The organism is Streptomyces sp. NPDC000880 (genome assembly GCF_053599675.1).
On sequence record NZ_JBSFMS010000150.1, the window covers coordinates 1 to 16684 of the forward strand.

15 protein-coding genes are annotated in these 16684 nt (G+C 71.3%); 8 read left to right on the plus strand and 7 right to left on the minus strand.

Annotated elements, in window-relative coordinates:
* Positions 1–103: 103 nt before the first annotated feature.
* Genes ACWDO5_RS31455 through ACWDO5_RS31465 form a run of 3 tightly spaced genes read right to left on the minus strand, consistent with a single transcriptional unit; the run spans position 104 to position 2825 of the window.
* Positions 104–856 (minus strand): amino acid ABC transporter ATP-binding protein, encoded by a 753-nt coding sequence (locus tag ACWDO5_RS31455; protein ID WP_450533889.1) that lies wholly within the window; start codon positions 854–856, stop codon positions 104–106.
* 10 nt (positions 857–866) lie between these two features.
* Positions 867–1820: an amino acid ABC transporter permease gene (locus tag ACWDO5_RS31460; RefSeq protein WP_450533873.1), complete on the minus strand. Its 954-nt coding sequence runs from the start codon at positions 1818–1820 to the stop codon at positions 867–869.
* Positions 1821–1862: 42 nt separating this feature from the next.
* Complete coding sequence (locus tag ACWDO5_RS31465) at positions 1863–2825, minus strand: ABC transporter substrate-binding protein (RefSeq protein WP_450533874.1); 963 nt, start codon at positions 2823–2825, stop codon at positions 1863–1865.
* A gap of 525 nt (positions 2826–3350) precedes the next feature.
* Here ACWDO5_RS31465 and ACWDO5_RS31470 point away from each other — a divergent pair.
* Positions 3351–4568, plus strand: coding sequence for an NAD(P)-dependent malic enzyme (locus ACWDO5_RS31470; RefSeq protein WP_450533875.1), 1218 nt, complete (start codon positions 3351–3353; stop codon positions 4566–4568).
* 359 nt (positions 4569–4927) lie between these two features.
* Positions 4928–5893, plus strand: coding sequence for a zinc-binding dehydrogenase (locus tag ACWDO5_RS31475; RefSeq protein WP_450533876.1), 966 nt, complete (start codon positions 4928–4930; stop codon positions 5891–5893).
* A gap of 148 nt (positions 5894–6041) precedes the next feature.
* Here ACWDO5_RS31475 and ACWDO5_RS31480 read toward each other — a convergent pair whose 3' ends face one another.
* Positions 6042–6200: a hypothetical protein gene (locus tag ACWDO5_RS31480; RefSeq protein WP_450533877.1), complete on the minus strand. Its 159-nt coding sequence runs from the start codon at positions 6198–6200 to the stop codon at positions 6042–6044.
* Positions 6201–6343: 143 nt separating this feature from the next.
* Between ACWDO5_RS31480 and ACWDO5_RS31485 the strand changes: the two genes are divergently transcribed.
* Positions 6344–6472 (plus strand): hypothetical protein, encoded by a 129-nt coding sequence (locus ACWDO5_RS31485; protein WP_450533878.1) that lies wholly within the window; start codon positions 6344–6346, stop codon positions 6470–6472.
* 233 nt (positions 6473–6705) lie between these two features.
* Here ACWDO5_RS31485 and ACWDO5_RS31490 read toward each other — a convergent pair whose 3' ends face one another.
* Both ACWDO5_RS31490 and ACWDO5_RS31495 read right to left on the minus strand, forming a co-directional pair.
* Positions 6706–7626 (minus strand): helix-turn-helix transcriptional regulator, encoded by a 921-nt coding sequence (locus tag ACWDO5_RS31490; protein ID WP_450533880.1) that lies wholly within the window; start codon positions 7624–7626, stop codon positions 6706–6708.
* 1 nt (position 7627) lies between these two features.
* On the minus strand, positions 7628–8485 hold the full coding sequence (locus ACWDO5_RS31495) for a DUF4097 family beta strand repeat-containing protein (RefSeq protein ID WP_450533882.1): 858 nt from the start codon (positions 8483–8485) through the stop codon (positions 7628–7630).
* Positions 8486–8636: 151 nt separating this feature from the next.
* On the opposite strand from ACWDO5_RS31495, the gene ACWDO5_RS31500 reads away from it, so the two are divergent.
* Positions 8637–9443, plus strand: coding sequence for a hypothetical protein (locus ACWDO5_RS31500; protein ID WP_450533883.1), 807 nt, complete (start codon positions 8637–8639; stop codon positions 9441–9443).
* Positions 9444–9557: 114 nt separating this feature from the next.
* Here ACWDO5_RS31500 and ACWDO5_RS31505 read toward each other — a convergent pair whose 3' ends face one another.
* Positions 9558–9740: a DUF6104 family protein gene (locus ACWDO5_RS31505; protein WP_224298382.1), complete on the minus strand. Its 183-nt coding sequence runs from the start codon at positions 9738–9740 to the stop codon at positions 9558–9560.
* 157 nt (positions 9741–9897) lie between these two features.
* Here ACWDO5_RS31505 and ACWDO5_RS31510 point away from each other — a divergent pair, with 157 nt between their 5' ends.
* The 4 genes from ACWDO5_RS31510 to ACWDO5_RS31525 all read left to right on the plus strand — a co-directional run.
* Positions 9898–10254 (plus strand): CU044_2847 family protein, encoded by a 357-nt coding sequence (locus ACWDO5_RS31510; RefSeq protein WP_450533884.1) that lies wholly within the window; start codon positions 9898–9900, stop codon positions 10252–10254.
* Entirely contained in the window at positions 10251–12260 is a 2010-nt protein-coding gene (locus ACWDO5_RS31515) for a VMAP-C domain-containing protein (RefSeq protein WP_450533885.1), read from the plus strand. Before ACWDO5_RS31510 ends, ACWDO5_RS31515 begins: the two co-directional genes overlap by 4 nt.
* Before the next feature lie 97 nt (positions 12261–12357).
* Positions 12358–13368 carry an AAA family ATPase gene (locus ACWDO5_RS31520; RefSeq protein WP_450533886.1) on the plus strand — a complete coding sequence of 337 codons (1011 nt, stop codon included), beginning with the start codon at positions 12358–12360 and terminating at the stop codon, positions 13366–13368.
* Positions 13368–16684 (plus strand): SAV_2336 N-terminal domain-related protein (locus ACWDO5_RS31525; protein WP_450533887.1); only part of this gene is annotated, 3317 nt, incomplete at its 3' end. The genes ACWDO5_RS31520 and ACWDO5_RS31525, both read left to right, overlap by 1 nt.

Genomic DNA, 16684 nt, shown 5'->3' on the forward strand with positions numbered 1-16684 from the left:
CCCACGCCCACCCACACCCTGCTGCACCCCCAAAACACCCCGCGCAGGGACGCGACGGGGCGGAACGGACCCGGGGGACCGAACCGCCCTTTCGCCGTACCGCTTAGAGCACCTTCGAGAGGAACGACTTCGTACGGTCGTGCTGCGGGTTGGTCAGTACGTCACGCGGGTGGCCCGACTCGACCACCACGCCGTCGTCCATAAAGACCAGCGCGTCGCCGACCTCACGCGCGAAGCCCATCTCGTGCGTGACGACGATCATCGTCATGCCGTCCTCGGCGAGGCCGCGCATGACGTCGAGGACGTCACCCACCAGCTCGGGGTCGAGGGCGGAGGTGGGCTCGTCGAAGAGCATCAGCTTCGGTTCCATCGCCAGAGCGCGGGCGATGGCGACGCGCTGCTGCTGGCCGCCGGAGAGCTGGGCGGGGTAGTTCTTGGCTTTGTCGGACAGGCCCACCCGGTCCAGCAGCTGCTCCGCACGGGCACGGGCAACCGCCCTGGCCTCGCCGCGCACCTGGATCGGCGCTTCCATGACGTTCTCGATGGCGGTCATGTGCGGGAAGAGGTTGAAGCGCTGGAAGACCATGCCGATGTCGCGGCGCTTGCGGGCGACCTCGTGGTCCTTGAGCTCGTAGAGCTTGTCGCCCTTCTGGCGGTAGCCGACGAGTTCGCCGTCGACGGACAGCCGGCCGGCGCTGACCTTCTCCAGGTGGTTGATGCACCGCAGGAAGGTCGACTTACCGGACCCGGAAGGGCCGATCAGACAGAACACCTCCCGCGGGGCGACCTCCAGATCGATGCCCTTGAGGATGTGCGCGGGACCGTAGGACTTGTGGACGCCCTCGGCCTTCACCATGGCGGTCATGTCACACCCCCCTGGGGCTTGTGAGGGACAGCATGTTGGCCTTGACCTTCTGCCAGGGCGTCGGCGGCAGCTGCCGCAGCGACCCGCGAGCGTAGTACCGCTCGACGTAGAACTGGCCGACGCTGAAGACACTGGTCAGAGCCAGGTACCAGACCGAGGCCACCAGCAGCATCTCCATGACCGCGAACGACGTGGAGCCGATGTTCGTCGCTGCGCGCAGCAATTCCGTGTACTGCACCGCGGACACCAGGGATGAGGTCTTGAGCAGGTTGATGAACTCATTCCCGGTCGGCGGCACGATCACCCGCATCGCCTGCGGCAGCACGATTCGACGCATGGTCCTGCCGTTGGGCATGCCCAGCGCGTGCGAAGCCTCAGTCTGGCCCTCGTCGACCGATTGGATGCCGGCCCGGACGATCTCGGCCATATAGGCGCCCTCGTTGAGGCCCAGGCCCAGCAGGGCGACCACGAACGGGGTCATGACGTCGACCGTCTCGTCCTTGTAGAACCCGAAGTTCAGGACGGGGAAGATCAGCGCGAGGTTGAACCACAGCAGCAGCTGCACAAACACCGGGGTGCCGCGGAAGAACCAGATGTACAGCCAGGCAACCGCGCCCGTCACCGGGTTCTTCGACAGGCGCATGACGGCGAAAACAACGCCCAGAATCAGGCCGATCAGCATCGACAGCACGCTGATCAGCACCGTGTTGCCCATGCCCGCCAGGATTCGGTCGTCGAAGATGAAGTCCCCGACCGTGCCCCAGTTGATGTCGCCCTGCGAGAACGAGTACACCAGCAGGGCCAGCAACGCCACGACGACGACGCCGCTGATCCAGCGGCCCCAGTGCCGTACCGGGATGGCCTTGATCTGCTCGGGGGGAGTGAACGCCCCCTTGCTGACCGCCGAGTCCGCTGGTGGCTCGTCGGCGGGCGTCTTGTCGAACTTGTCAGTCACAGTGACTGCCCTTCAGTGAACGCTTGAGGCGAGAACGCCGAATTACTTGCCGGCGTTGATGGTCGCCTCGGTCACGGCACTGTTCTTGACGTCCCACTTCTCCAGGACCTTCGCGTACTCGCCGTTCTTGATGATCGCGTTCAGGGCGTCCTTGAGTGCGTCGCGAAGCTGCGCGTTGTCCTTGTCGACGGCGATGCCGAACGGACCGGCGGCGGTTTGGTCGCCCGCCACCTCGAAGTCGTTGCCGCCGCCCGCGGTCTTCGCGATGTGCGCGGCGACCGGGTAGTCGTTGAGGTCGGCGACAGCGCCACCGGACTTCACGCGGGTCTGGGCCTCGGCGTCGGTGTCGAACGCCTCGATGCTGAGCGCGCCCTTGCCGTCCTTGGTGCACTTGGCGGCCTGGGTCTTGAAGGTGTCCTCGTAGATCGTGCCGCGCTGGACGGCCACCTTCTTGCCGCACAGGTCGTCGAGCGACTGGATCTTGTCCGGGTTGCCCTTCTTGACCAGGAGCGAGACGCCGGAGGTGAAGTAGTCGACGAAGTCGACGCCCTCGCCGACCTTCTTGCCCTTGTCGTCCAGGCCCTGCTGGCGGGCCTTGGTGTCGCTCATGGCCGACATCACGATGTCCTGGCGGCCGCTGTTGAGCGACGAGATCAGGCCATCGAACGTGCCGCTGGTGAACTGGAACTTGACGCCGAGCTCCTTGCCGAGGGCCGCGGCGATGTCGGGGTCGACACCGACGATCTTGCCGCCCTCCTCGAACTCCATCGGAGCATACGCGGCGTCCGTGCCGACCTTGATCACGCCGGAGTCCTGGTACTTCTTCGGCAGCTTGTCGAAGAGCGGGGCGTTGCTCGACGTGCCCTTGGACTCTGTGGTGCTCGAGCCCGAGTTTGTCTGGTCACCACAGGCGGTGAGCAGCAGGGCGCCGACGACCGCGATCGCGCCGACCGCGGCGATCCGGGACCTGGCTGCGGTCGTACGACGGGTGTTGCTGGCGGTCATGGTCGGGATCCTCCGGCGGGGTGAGGGGCTGCGATTTTTTTCGGTCGTGCACTCACCTTCGAGTGTCGCGACCTTGTGTGTTTTCGGCATCTTGCCATTCGGACTAGCCCAATCAGGGGGCAGCGCATGTCAAAATCGGGTAACGGGACACCCCCGGATCCCTTCAGGCCGGTACATCAGAGAACCGGACCTTTCACGGGAATGCCTTCTTCCGACCGGAAGATCTGCGGCCCGTCACGCACTGCGCACGGATCGCCGGGCACAAGGCTGACATGTACTGACATTCACCCATGAATCATGTCAGCAGGCGGATATCGACTCGTCGCCGGGGCCATCGGTCCGGTAAGAATGACGCTTACACCCCTCATCCGGGGCTCAGGGCGCGTGTGCGGCGCGCCCGCGCGTACGTACCCCCCCTGCCAGGCGGGCCAACCGCTGAGGCAGGGCGCGGACGCGGTGCCCGCCCACCCCTCCTCAACCAGGAGTGGCAACCCTCAACTGATGAAGACTTAAGGGGTCAACCAAATGGCAGCGGAGATCGTCAATCCTCGCAGCGACAGCGAAGACGGTGCGGAGGGAGCTCCCGAGGAGCCCTTCGATCCGGCCTTCGCGCTGCACCGTGGCGGCAAGATGGCCATCCAGGCCACGGTGCCGGTGCGTGACAAGGACGACCTTTCCCTCGCGTACACACCCGGTGTCGCCAAGGTGTGCAGCGCGATCGCCGAACAGCCGGAGCTCGTCCACGACTACACCTGGAAGTCCCAGGTCGTCGCTGTCGTGACGGACGGGAGCGCGGTGCTCGGCCTCGGCGACATCGGACCGGAAGCGTCGCTTCCGGTGATGGAGGGGAAAGCCATCCTCTTCAAGCAGTTCGGCGGCGTGGACGCGGTTCCGATCGCGCTCGCCGCGACGGACACGGACGACATCGTCGAGACCGTCGTGCGGCTCGCGCCGTCCTTCGGCGGGGTGAACCTCGAGGACATCTCGGCCCCCCGCTGCTTCGAGATCGAGCGCAAGCTCCAGGAGCGGCTCGACATCCCGGTCTTCCACGACGACCAGCACGGCACGGCGGTGGTGACCCTCGCCGCGCTGCGCAACGCCGCGAAGCTGAGCGGGCGCGGTCTCGGTGATCTGCGCGCTGTCATCTCGGGCGCGGGCGCGGCGGGCGTGGCCATCGCGAAATTCCTGCTGGAGGCGGGCATCGGCGATGTGGCCGTGACCGACCGCAAGGGCATCGTCAGCCAGGACCGCGAGGACCTCACCCCGGTCAAGCGGGAGCTCGCGGAGATCACCAACCGGGCGGGGCTGAGCGGCTCGCTGGAGACGGCGCTGGCCGGCGCGGACGTCTACATCGGCGTCTCCGGCGGTACGGTCCCGGAGCCCGCGGTCGCGTCGATGGCGCCCGGCGCCTTCGTCTTCGCCATGGCCAACCCGAACCCGGAGGTGCACCCCGAGGTCGCGCACCGGTACGCGGCGGTGGTGGCGACGGGTCGAAGCGACTACCCCAACCAGATCAACAACGTCCTGGCGTTCCCGGGGATCTTCGCGGGCGCACTCCAGGTCCGGGCCTCCCGGATCACCGAGGGCATGAAGATCGCCGCGGCGAACGCGCTGGCGGACGTGGTGGGCGACGAGTTGGCGGCGGACTACGTGATCCCGTCGCCGTTCGACGAGCGGGTGGCCCCGGCGGTCACGGCGGCGGTGGCCGCGGCTGCGCGCGCTGAGGGTGTCGCCAGGCGCTGACGCTGCTGGTACGTACGTGCACGGGCCGTGCCGTACCCCTTGAGGGGGTTCGGGCACGGCCCGTGCCGGTTGATGGGCGCCGCTGCCGGCCTCCGCATCCGTTCCGCGGTTCCCCCGGATCCGTTCCGTGGTTCCTCCGGTCGGGTGGATCCGGGGCGGTCGCGGGGCTGCGCGGGCCCGTTCCCCGGCCGGGTGTCGCCGACCCTCGGCCGAGGTGGCGCAGGTGTCGGCGGCCCCCGGCCGAGGTGGCGCACCAGTGGCGCAGGACTTGCGGCAGGGTCCGGCGCAGGGACCGGCGGGACGCGTGTCACACCGGTGTGCGGTTCCGCCGCGCACCCGCCCGCCCTACCCTCAAGGTCATGTTCGCCGCCTACGCCGCACGCATCGACCGTGAAGCCCCGCTCAACGGCCTGGAGCTGGGCGAACGCCCGGCCCCCGAGGCCCGCCCCGGCTGGACCACCGTCACCGTCAAGGCCGCCTCCCTCAACCACCACGATCTCTGGTCGCTGCGCGGCGTCGGCCTCGCCGAGGACAAGCTGCCGATGATCCTCGGCTGCGACGCCGCGGGCATCGACGCGGATGGCAACGAAGTCGTGGTCCACTCCGTCATCGGCCAGACCGGGCACGGCGTCGGCCCGGACGAGCCGCGCTCCATCCTCACCGAGCGCTACCAGGGCACCTTCGCCGAACAAGTCGCCGTCCCGACCTGGAATCTGCTGCCCAAGCCGAAGGAGCTCAGCTTCGAGCAGGCCGCCTGCCTGCCGACAGCCTGGCTCACGGCGTACCGCATGCTCTTCACCAACGCCGGGGTACGGCCCGGCGATTCGGTCCTCGTCCAGGGCGCGGGCGGCGGCGTCGCGACCGCCGCGATCGTCCTCGGCAAGGCGGCCGGACTGCAGGTGTACGCCACCAGCCGCGACGAGGCCAAGCGCAAGCGGGCCGTCGAGCTCGGCGCGGAGGAGGCGTACGAACCGGGCGCGCGGCTGCCCCGGCGGGTGGACGCCGTCATCGAGACCGTCGGCGCCGCGACCTGGTCGCATTCGGTCAAGTCGCTGCGGCCCGGGGGCACGCTGGTGATCTCCGGGGCGACCAGCGGCGACCGCCCCTCGCACGCCGAACTCACCCGGATCTTCTTCCTGGAGCTGAAGGTCGTCGGCTCGACCATGGGCTCCAAGGACGAGCTGGAGGATCTCCTCTCCTTCTGCGCGGCCACAGGCGTGCGGCCGGTGATCGACGAGGTGCTGCCGCTGGACCGGGCCAGGGAAGGCTTCGAGCGGATGGCCGGCGGCGACCTATTCGGAAAGATCGTGCTGACGCCCTCTTGATGGACCGTCAGATGTGCTGACGTGATCCGCCCCATGCGTACGCGTGGGGCGGCCCGGCCTGGACGAGCGCCCGGACGGTGCCGGCGGGCAGAGCGGACCGTGCGGGGCCTTGCCCGGCCCGGGGCGAGGATCTCGGGCACGGCCACCGTCAGTCCTCGTACACCACGATGAAGTCGCCGCAGTGACTCGTGTGCGTGGCGAGGGCGTCGCGCAGCCGCCTCAGATGCGTGGTCGTCAGCTGGAGCGGGGGCTCGTCCGGCTGATGGGTGGTGCCGCGGGGGTAGCCCCGGCCCGGGGTGGTCGTCATCTCTGTGTGGCAGCCGAGGATGTGGCTGACCGGGGTGGCCGCGCAGAGGCGAGCAGTCGGTCGACGGTGGCGGCGAAGGCGGCGGTGTCCTGGACATACAGCCGGCCGGGGTAGAGGGAGTCGCCGGTCAGCAGCAGCCCGGTGTGCCGGTCGTGGAAGACGCGCTGACGGCGCGGCCAGGAGTGGTGGCGGAGGTGCTGGCGGAGTACGGGGCGACGTACGACGCGTTGGAGCGGGTGATGTTCGGGGGCGGGGCGGCTCGGGCGGGGTGATCGTGCGGGCGTACGCGGTGGGGGCTGTCTGTTCCCCCACCCCGCCCCTTCCCGAAACTGGGGCGGTGCCCCGGGCCCCCTGGGGGATGGGTACGCGGGGGCTGACGCCCCCACACCCCCGGCAAGCGGCAGCTTCGCGACGCGTGGCTCGGCCCCAGGCGGGGCGGCAGCGCGGCAGCTTCGCGGCCGACACGCGAGGTGGGCCGGGGCCGGCACCGCGCGGGGCCGAAACCTCAGGCCTCCGGCTTCCGCAGCAGCGCTCCGATGTGGGCCCCCGCCGTGGACAAGTGGCGCCTCGCCTCGGCCAGTTGTTGTGCCGTCACGCCGCGGTCCCGCGCCGCATCCCTGATGTCGTCGCGGAAGCGGTCCAGCAAGCGGTCCAGGTCGCGTGCCGGGTCGCCCGAGTCCGCCGTGTCCTTCGCCCATTCCGGGGCAGGGGCCGGGGCCGTGCCGCGCGCCAGGCCGCCCAGTTGCGCGCTCAGTTCCGACAGGCCCTCGCGTACGCCCTTCGGCCAGTCGCCCCGCGCGAAGTGGTCCTGCACCTGGTCCTGGACCTGCTCGGCGATGCGCTGCATCTCCCGGCGGGCCGTCTCCTGCGCCTCTTTCGCCTGGTGGCGCGCCTGCTGCGCGTCCTCGCGGGCCCGGCGCGACTCGTCCTTCGCGCGGCGCGCCTGCTCCTTCCACTCCTGCTTTGCCTTGCGCAGCTCCTCCTTGGCCGCCCGCCACGACTCCGTGTCGCCCCAGTCCTTCTCCGTGCCGGACGTCGTCCGCGTCTGAGTCGCCGCCGCGCGCATCTCGTTGCGCAGCTTCCCCGCCGCGCCGCGCACGTCGTCGCGGATCTCCGCGGCCAGCTCGGAGACCGACTCGCGGATCTCCAGTTCGAGGTCGGCCAGCTCGCCGCTGCGCCCGGCCAGTTCCTCGCGGCCCGCGTCGGTGATCGAGTAGACCTTGCGGCCGCCCTCGGTGGCGTGCGTGACCAGACCCTCGGCCTCCAGCTTGGCCAGCCGCGGGTACACCGTTCCCGCCGAAGGCGCGTACAGCCCCTGGAAGCGCTCCTCGAGCAGCCGGATGACCTCATAGCCGTGGCGCGGAGCCTCGTCCAGGAGCTTCAGCAGATACAGCCGCAGACGGCCATGGGCGAAGACGGGCGGCATGTCAGAGCACCTTTCCGGTGGGGGCTGCGTCGTACGGTTCGTCCTCCGCGGGCGGCCGGCGGAGCAGCGCTATCGAACCGGACACGGTCGTCGCCTTGAGCGTGCCCGTGCCCGCGCCCAGCGTGCCGGTGATCTTCTTCGCGCCCCACTGACCGCTGACCCGCAGGTCGTCGAAGGCGTTGGAGACCGCTCCGCTCGCGGTGTTCGCCTCGACCTGCGCGTCCGCGGGGTGCGGCAGTCGGATCGCGACCTCGCCGGAGACCGTGGTCAGCCGGATGTTCGTGGGCCTGCCCGCCGGGTCGAGGTCGATGACCATGTTGCCGCTGACGGATTCGGCCCGTACGGACGAACCAGCCGCCTCGATCACCGTCAGATCGCCGGAGACGGAGTTGTAGCGCAGATCACCGGTGACGGACTGGGCCTCCAGATTCCCGGAGACGGTGTCGGCGCGGACCGCGCCGGAAACGCCGACGAGCGTGGTGTCGCCGCTTATGCCCCGTACGGCCGTCGTTCCCCGGATCCCGGATACGACCGCTCCCGCGCCGACGACACCGACCTCGACCGCCGAGCCGGCCGGGACAGCGAGGGAGACGACCGCGCTGCGGTGCCAGCCCTTGCGGTCGAGCCACTTGAGGAAGTCCTTCCAAGGCAGGTCCTCGTACGCCACGGTGAGCGTGGAACCCTTCTGGGTCACTATCAGCGGGGGGCCTTCGATCTCGGAGATCTCGAGGCGGGCGGAACCTTCGTCCGTGCCCACGACGTTGACCGTTCCGTTGACAATGCGCACGTTGAGTGCCGTCACGGGGTCGTCGAAGGTGAGTTTCTGCGGCTCAGCGACTTCCCACGTCGACTCTGCCATGGTGCTGACCTCCCTGGGCGGCTACGACGCAACATATCGCGTCTCCTGGTAGATACGATATATCGCGAATAGAGGATGTCAAGCGTGAAGACGGGCGTGTGAGCTGTCCTATAACGGTCGTGACGGGGCAAATTGGCCTAGCGTATGGGACATGAACGCGACATCCGCGGGGGCTCTGCTGCTCTGCCGGGCCGGGCCGGCTGCCGTACGGTCCCCGGCCCATCTGCTGCGCGAGCAGCAGCTGCTCTCGCCGGCCGGCGAGGAGTGGAGCGTGCTCGTCCCCGAGGGAAAGCCCTGGCTGGACGGCGGCGAACCGGTCGACCGGGTGCTCGCCGGCTGGGCGTCGGCGGTCGCCGTCGGCACGAACTGGCCGGTGCTCGCGCTGTGGTGGGACAACGACCGGACCGGATTCACCCTCGCGTCCGGGTTCCGCAGGCCCGTCGGCTACGTCTGGCTCGCGGACGGTACGCCGGTCGGCGAGGACGAGGCGATGCGGACGTTCGCGGCGCGCCTCGGGCTCGATCCCGTACTGGATCTGCAGGCGCTGGAGCCGCTCACGCTTCCCGACCCGGAGTCGGACGGACGGGCCCGGCTGACCGGCCTGATCGCGGTCCTGGCACGGTCAGGGCTCGCCCTGCCCGCGGGCCTGGCCCCCGGAGAACCGGCCGACCGGCTGCGATCGGTCGCCCATGCGCTGGGCGCGGAGCCGGTGGAATGGTCGGGCTGGCGCGATGCGGTACGCGCGGAACTCGACGCGGTCGAGGAGGGCCTGCTCGGACCGTGGCTGTGTGGCCCGAAGGCCCGGCTACTGGGGGCGGCGCAGCTGGCGGCGGGGGTGCCGATGGTGGCGTGGGGGGTGCGGAGGCGGAGCGGTGGCTGGGCGGTCGCGGGGGCGGTGCTGATCTCGCATGGGGCGCTGGGGCTGGCGTACGACAGGTGGCGGGGGCGCGTGGCGTAGAGGGGCATTCCCCCGTCCCACCCCCCTTCCCGACACGGGGGAGCCCCCGACGGCCCCGCTCCTACGCGTCCCGGCGGTGGGCCGGGCCGTGGAAACGGCCACGGCCCACGCGGGTCACTCGTCCTCGTCCTCGTCGTCCAGGCGGGCCAGCCATGTGGCCAGGCGTTCGACCGGGACCTCGAAGTCCGGGTTGAGGTCGACGAACGTGCGCAGCTGCTCGGCGAGCCACTCGAGAGTGACCTCCTCCTCGCCGCGCCGCTTCTCCAGCTCCTCGATGCCGCGATCGGTGAAGTACAAGACATGCTCCTGGTACGGACGGGCTCTACCTCTCCAGATTACGGCGACTTCCGACTCTCCCCTGCAACCGCGCAGGCCAGTAACGTCGTCGCCATTCGCGCAGCATCCAAGTGCGGTGACACTCCGGTGAGTTGGCCGTGCAACGACGGGGGGAACCGTGACCGGACGCGTCCAGCAGATCGAATTGCCCGGGGGAGCCGTCGTGCTCGCCCGGCTGTCCACCGCGGGCGGCGGATACGGCGAGGACGACGAGGACGTCGGCTTCGTCGAGAACGCCACCGCCAAGGTCCAGCAGCTCCAGCGGCTGATCACCGAGGTCGGCGGCTCCGTGCTGGAGGCCGCGGCCGCCGCCAAGCCGGACGAGGCGAGCGTCAGCTTCGGCGTCGAGCTCACCGCCAGGTCCGGCGTCGCCCTCGCCGTGCTCGCCGCCGGGGAGGCCAAGGCGTCGGTCCAGGTCACGCTCACCTGGAAGCTGAAGGACCAACGGAACGACATGAGCGATGACACGACATGAGCGATTCCGACTCCGTCATCGACGCACTCACCCGCGCCGCCACCGTCCACTTCTCAGCCGTACAGGACGAGCAGGACGAGCCCGCAGCCATGTGGGGCAGCGGCTTCTTCGTCGCGCCCGGCTGGGTCCTGACCTGCGCACACGTACTCGCCCCCCACCTCAAGGGGGACCGGGACCGGATCTTCCACCTCCGCGGCAGCGAGGTGAACGACGACGAGCCGCTGCAGGCACGGCTCGACTGCTGGCTCCTCGACGGCGAGCCGCGCGCCGAACAGCGCGTGCCTGTCGAGCAGGATCTCGCCCTGGTCAGGCTCGTCGACTCGCACGTCGAGCACGAGTGCGTCTGGCTCACCGACCGCACCGACTACCCCGGGGGCCGCGGCATCGTCCAGGGCTACCGGCCCGAGCAGCAGGAGTACGGGGCCGAAAAACGCGCCGTGCGCTGGAAGGCCGCCGCCAGGATCAACGGCTTCGACGACGACTACGGGATGCGATTTCGGCCAGAAGCCGAGTTCCCCAAGGGGGGCTCGGGCTCGCCCGTGGTCGACGCCCACACCGGCGCCGTCGTCGGCATCCTCAAGTCCCGCCGGGCCGGCCGGGACGGCGGCACGGCGATCGCGGCCACCGCACTGCGCCGGTTCGGAGCCAAGTACCAGCTCCTGATGGCCGCGCACGACCGCTGGCACGGCCAGTCCCCGAAGGTCACCGGGCACAACTGGATCGAGCGCCAGCACCAGCTCCCGGGCGCGGGCGTGCACACCAGCGGCGACCAGTGGTGGAGCCCCCACGACCGGCGCGAGGCGCTGTTCCTGCTCGCGGGTGTGCACCCGCCGGGCGCCATCCGGCCCGTCGTGGAGCTCGCCAAAAAGGCCCGCGGCGGTGTCGCCTCCCCGCCCGGCCAGCTTCTGCCGCGCAGCTGGCGCGACGGACACGGCCTGCTGTACGAGGCGGGGCAGCCCGTCGCCGCCATCGCCGCGCTGCACTACCTCCAGCTGGTGGTGGAGTACGAGCGCAGCCGCGGCGACGACCCCGTGGCCCTCGCCGACTGGGTGGCCCGCCGGCTCCAGGAAGTGCCCCGCATCGTGCACACCGTGGTCACTCAGGCGACGCTGCCGCCCGGACTCGTACACCCGCGCACGCCCGACGGCCAGGACCGGATCGTCGTGGGCTATCCGCGCCAGGGCGACGGGTCCGCCGTCGTCATCGTCGAGCTTGAGCCGGTCTGCGACGCCCGGCCCACCCGCTTCTACTGGCGGATCCGGGTCGACGACGGCCAGGACGTGAACGAGCCGCTGCACGAGGAGCAGACCGGCGACGGCGTCCCGCCCGAGCAGCTCGTCCAGCGGCTGCGCGGTCCGCTGGACGAGGTCTTCGCGTCCGTGGACTCGCCCGGCGTCCCGGCACCGCTCGAAGTCGCCCTGCCCGTCGACCATTTCGACACCGCCGTGCACCGCTGGCAGCTCACCGAGATGGCCCGGCTGCACCATCCGGCGTATGTCGGCGTACGGCGGATGGTGGTGCTGCGCGACCTCGCGAGACGCGGAAAACCGGATGCCGTCTGGCAGCGCCGCTGGGAGGGGACGGCGGCCTCCGATGCGCTCACCGCCTGCCGCACCCCGCCGCAGCGGCAGGTCCCCAGGCCCCGGCACTTCGAGGACATGCCGCCGTCCTCCGTGCCCGTTCTGTGCAGACCCGCAGGCACTGGGGTCGGCCGGAGAGCCATCAGCATGGCACTTCAAGCGGGGCACGGCGTCGCCCTGTGGCACACCGACGGCCATCCCGACCACGGCTGTACGGAGTTCTGCGAGGACCTGCACCGGGGCGCGGCCCAGCTGCTCGGGCAGACGGCGGGCGCGAGTGAGCTTCCCGACCGGCTGCGCCGTATCAGGGACGACATCAGCGGATCGAGGAACAGCCGCCACTGGGCGGAGGGGGTGGCCATGCTCTACGACGACCCGAGCCGCCCTCTGCCCGCCGACGACACCGGACCGGTGGACTCCCCATGAGGAGCCGCATCGGAGCAATGGGACTGCAGGCCGGGGGGTACAGGACAGACGTGGTCCGCCACGGGTCCGCTCACCGACCGCCTACGAGGAGCGAACGATGGACGACTGGCTGATCTACCGAGGCGTCGGGGCACCGGATCCGGACCGGATCCGCCGGCTGCCGCCGCCGCCCCCCTGGCGCGCCTTCTCCGGAGAGCCGCTGCCCGATCCCGCTCCGCCGATCGACAGTTCGTCGACGCGGCGGCTCGGCGCGCGCGTGGCGGCCCCGCCCGCCCAGGACGCCGAGACCCTCGAGCTCATCAACGCCGCCCTCTACCTGCGGCGTCCGCTCCTCATCACCGGCGAGCCCGGCTCCGGAAAGTCCACGCTCGCGCACTCCGTCGCGTACGAACTCGGGCTCGGCAGGGTCCTTCAGTGGCCCATCGTCAGCCGCACCGAGCTCAAGGACGGGCTGTACACCTACGACGCCATCGGCCGGCTCCAGGACGCCCAGCTCGCCGAGCGGGGATCCGAGCGTGGTACCGACGACATCGGCCGGTACATCAGGCTCGGCCCGCTCGGCACCGCGCTGCTGCCGGCCGAGCTGCCCCGCGTCCTGCTGATCGACGAGCTCGACAAGAGCGACATCGATCTGCCGAACGACCTGCTGAATGTGGTGGAGGAGGGGGAGTTCGCCCTTCCCGAGCTGGAGCGGATGGCCGACCGGCCGGGCCAGGACGAGATACGGGTGCTCACCGACGACGGCCGCCGGGTGCCCGTCAGGGACGGCCGGGTGCGCTGCCACGCGTTCCCCTTCGTGGTGATGACCAGCAACGGAGAGCGCGACTTCCCAGCCCCGCTGCTGCGCCGCTGCATCCATCTGCACCTCGACCCGCCGCGCGACGAGCGGCTGGCCGCAATGGTGCAGGCCCACTTCGGGGCCGGATCCGACGAGCGGAACCTCGATCTGATCGCCCGGTTCACCCGTGAGGACGGCGACGGGGAACTGCGGCCCACCGACCAGCTGCTCAACGCCATCTACCTCACGCAGCAGGCGGTCCGTGCGGACGCCGGGCGGCGCGAGGAGATCGCCGAGCTGCTGATACGTCCGCTCGACACCCGCCGGTAGTGACCGCGGTGAGCCCGGCCGTCCCGCCCCCCGCACTGACCGCACTGACCGCACTGGTCGCGCGGTTGCGCGAGGCGGAACTGAAGCCCACCGCGGAGGAGTTGGCGGACGCCCTGTGGCTCTCCCGGTATGTGCCCGCGGCCGCCTCCCGGCGGCCGGGCCGCGCGCCCGCGGGGACGGCCGGGACGCAGCCCGCGGACCACCCGGCCGTGGAGGCCACGGAGCAGCCCGCGCCCTCGCCGCTGCGGGCGGGAGCGCCGCCGCGCCCCCGCGTCGACCTGTACGGGCCCGCGCAGGGCGAGGGCGCGCCGCCCAGCGGCGTACCGGACTCAGGCATGCGCCGGGTCCCCGTCCCGGCTGCCGCCGCGCTGCCGGACGCACTCGCCCTGCAGCGCTCTCTGCGGCCCCTTCAGCGGTACCGCCCGCCCATGCGCCTGGTACGCCGCGAGCTCGACGAGGTCGCGACGGCCGACCGGGCCGCCGACACAGGTCTTGTGGTGCCGGTGCTGCGCACCGCCCGGCGGCGTGAGGCGCGGCTCGCCCTGGTCATGGACGTCTCGTCGTCGAACGTCGTCTGGGACAAGGCACTTGACGAGCTGCGGCAGGTCTGCGAACGCGCCGGAGCGTTCCGCGAGGTCGCCGTGCACCACCTTGAGCAGGACGCGCCGACGCCCGCCCAGCTCGGCGACCCCACCGGGCGGCAGCTCACCGTGGTGCTCAGCGACTGCGCGGGCCCCATGTGGCGCAGCGGCCGAATGCAGCGGCTGCTGTACACCTGGGCGTCGACCGCGCCGGTCGCCGTCGTGCAGCCGCTGCCGCAGCGGATGTGGCGCCGTACGCATCTGCCCGCGCGGCCGGGTCTGCTGCGGCGGCGCGAAGGACCGGCGGGGCGACTGGAGTTCACCCCGCACCACAGCGGCCTTGCGCGGGGCATCCCGGTTCCGGTGCTCGCGCTGCGCCGCTCCTCGTTCGAGGCCTGGACCCGACTGGTGGCGGGCGCGACCGGGCAGTCGCTGAACGCCGCCGCCGCACTGGTCAGGGCCCGCCACGAGCCCGCCTCGGGCGGGTCCCGTACCGCACAGGACATCGACGCCACGGCGCGGGTACGGGCCTTCCGCCGGACCGCGTCGCCCGCCGCAGCGCAGCTCGCCGTCTATCTGTCGGCCGTCCCGCTGGTGCTCCCGGTGATGCAGCTCGTCCAGCGCGCCATGCTGGTGCGCAGCGGCCCCGACGTACTTGCCGAGGTGCTGCTGAGTGGCCTGCTGAGGCGGGACGACCAAGGATCGGGCGATCGGGATGGCGGACCTTCGTACGTCTTCCTGGACGGCGTTCGTGAGGAGTTGCTGGGTCAACTGGGCGCGAGCAGCGCCGCGTTGGTGCTCAAGCACTGCTCCGAGTACGTCGAGACGCGCTACGGGCGTACGGTACGGAACTTCCCGGCCATGGCCGCCGCCTTCCTCGCCGGGTCGGTCGACCCGCACCCGGCGGCATCCGGCAGCCCCGGCAACCGCAGCCAGATGGCCTTCGCGCAGATCTCCGCCCAGGTGTTGCGCAGGCTCGGCGGCCCCGAACCGGCCTCACCCTCCGGCGGCCTGCCGCGCCAGGGCCCGGCGGGTCTGCTGGCGCAGGCCCGCGCCTGTCTGGCGCACTTCGGCGAGTACGGCACCGTACGCGACCTGGACTCGGCGATCAGGCTGCTCGTCTCGGCCACCCAGGCGGAGCGTCGCACCGCCGAACGGGCCGTCCTGTACGGCGAGTTGGCCGAGGCGCTGCTGCGTCGCTGGCTGGTGCGCCCGCTGCCCGAGGACCTGCGCGAGGCGCTGGACGCCGCGCAGAACGCGCTCACTGGGAAGCCACAGGCGCATCTCACCCTGGCGCACGTCCTCGAGGCGATGGCGGACGAGGTGGAGGAGGGGCGGCTGAGCCCCGGGATGATGCCGGAGTGGGTACGGGTCCAGGCGGCCGCGGGCCCCGACGACGCGGGCCTGGTGGCGTCGATCCTGCTCTCGACCGCGGACGCCAGCCTCGCTGAACTGATCGAAACCCCGCCGCAGCCGGACGGCCCGGGCGGGATCGGCAAGGCAGCGGCGGCGGCCAGGATCCGGGTGCTGCGGCGGCTGGCCGTGACCGGCGCGCCCTACGCGCTGCGCGGCCCGGTCCGCCCCGAGGACTGGTTCACCGAGACGCTGCAGATCGCCCTCGGCGTCGTACAACCGCTGCTGGCCGACGAGCGCCGGGAGTCCGTGCTGCTCATCAAGGGCGGACTGCTCCTCGAACTGGCCCGCCACCACCGGGGTGAGGGTCCCGTCGCGCGGGCCACCGACGAGCAGGACCTGATCGCCTCCCGTGCCTTCGCCGACCGGGCCGACAAGGATCTGCACGCCGGCATCGACGGGCTCGACTGGGACGCCGTCCCGCAGACGGAGCTCTGCCGCGCCTGGCTGGACTACGCCGACGCCATCGAGTTCGCCCACCAGTACCCCGACGACGACGCCAGACTGCGCATCCTCCAGGCTCTCGACCAGGCGCGTCTCTACGTCGGCAAGGACGAGGAGGCACAGGCCGACATCCTGCTGCGGATGGCCCGCGTCCTGGAGCAGCGCTACGTGTCCACCGGCGGCTGGGCACACCGCGACTCGGCGATCGCGGCCTGGACCGAGGCCGTGCCGCTGCTGCCCTGGCACGCCCCCGTCCGCGCCGTCGTCCTCACCTCGCTCGGCAGGCAGCTGACCGAACGCGGCGTGGACAAGGAGTCGCCCGCCGATGTGCGCGCGGCCGTACGAGCCCTGCGCGGGGCGATCGACGAGACACCGTCCGCCGATCCCGAACTCCCGCGCCGCCGGGCCCTGCTGGGCCACGCCTACATCGAGCGCTTCCGGGCCGAGCAGACCGTCGCCGACCTCCACGAGGCGGACTGGGCTCTGGGTGCCGCCGCCCGCGCCGCCGCCGATCCCGAACTGGCCGCGTACGCCTGGTGGTATCGCGCCCTCGCCGCCGCCCTGCTGGCCCAGCGCACCGCATCCCACACGAGGCTCCAGGACGCCGCGGCCCACTACCGCCGCGCGGCTGCCCAGCCCGGAACCGGTGACCTGCTGGACCGCGCGGCCACCGCCCAGTGGATGCGAGCCACCCGTCTGGAACGCACGGCGGGCTCTGAGCGCGCCCTGGAGGAACACCAGGCCGTGCTGTCCATGCTGTCCGTGGCCGGTGCGTCCGACTCGGAGGTACTCCCCTGCCGCGTCGAGGCGTACCGCCCGTCGGCCCGAGGCCTCGGAGGGCAGTGTGGTGTACGTACGGTCGGGGCCGATGACCGAGC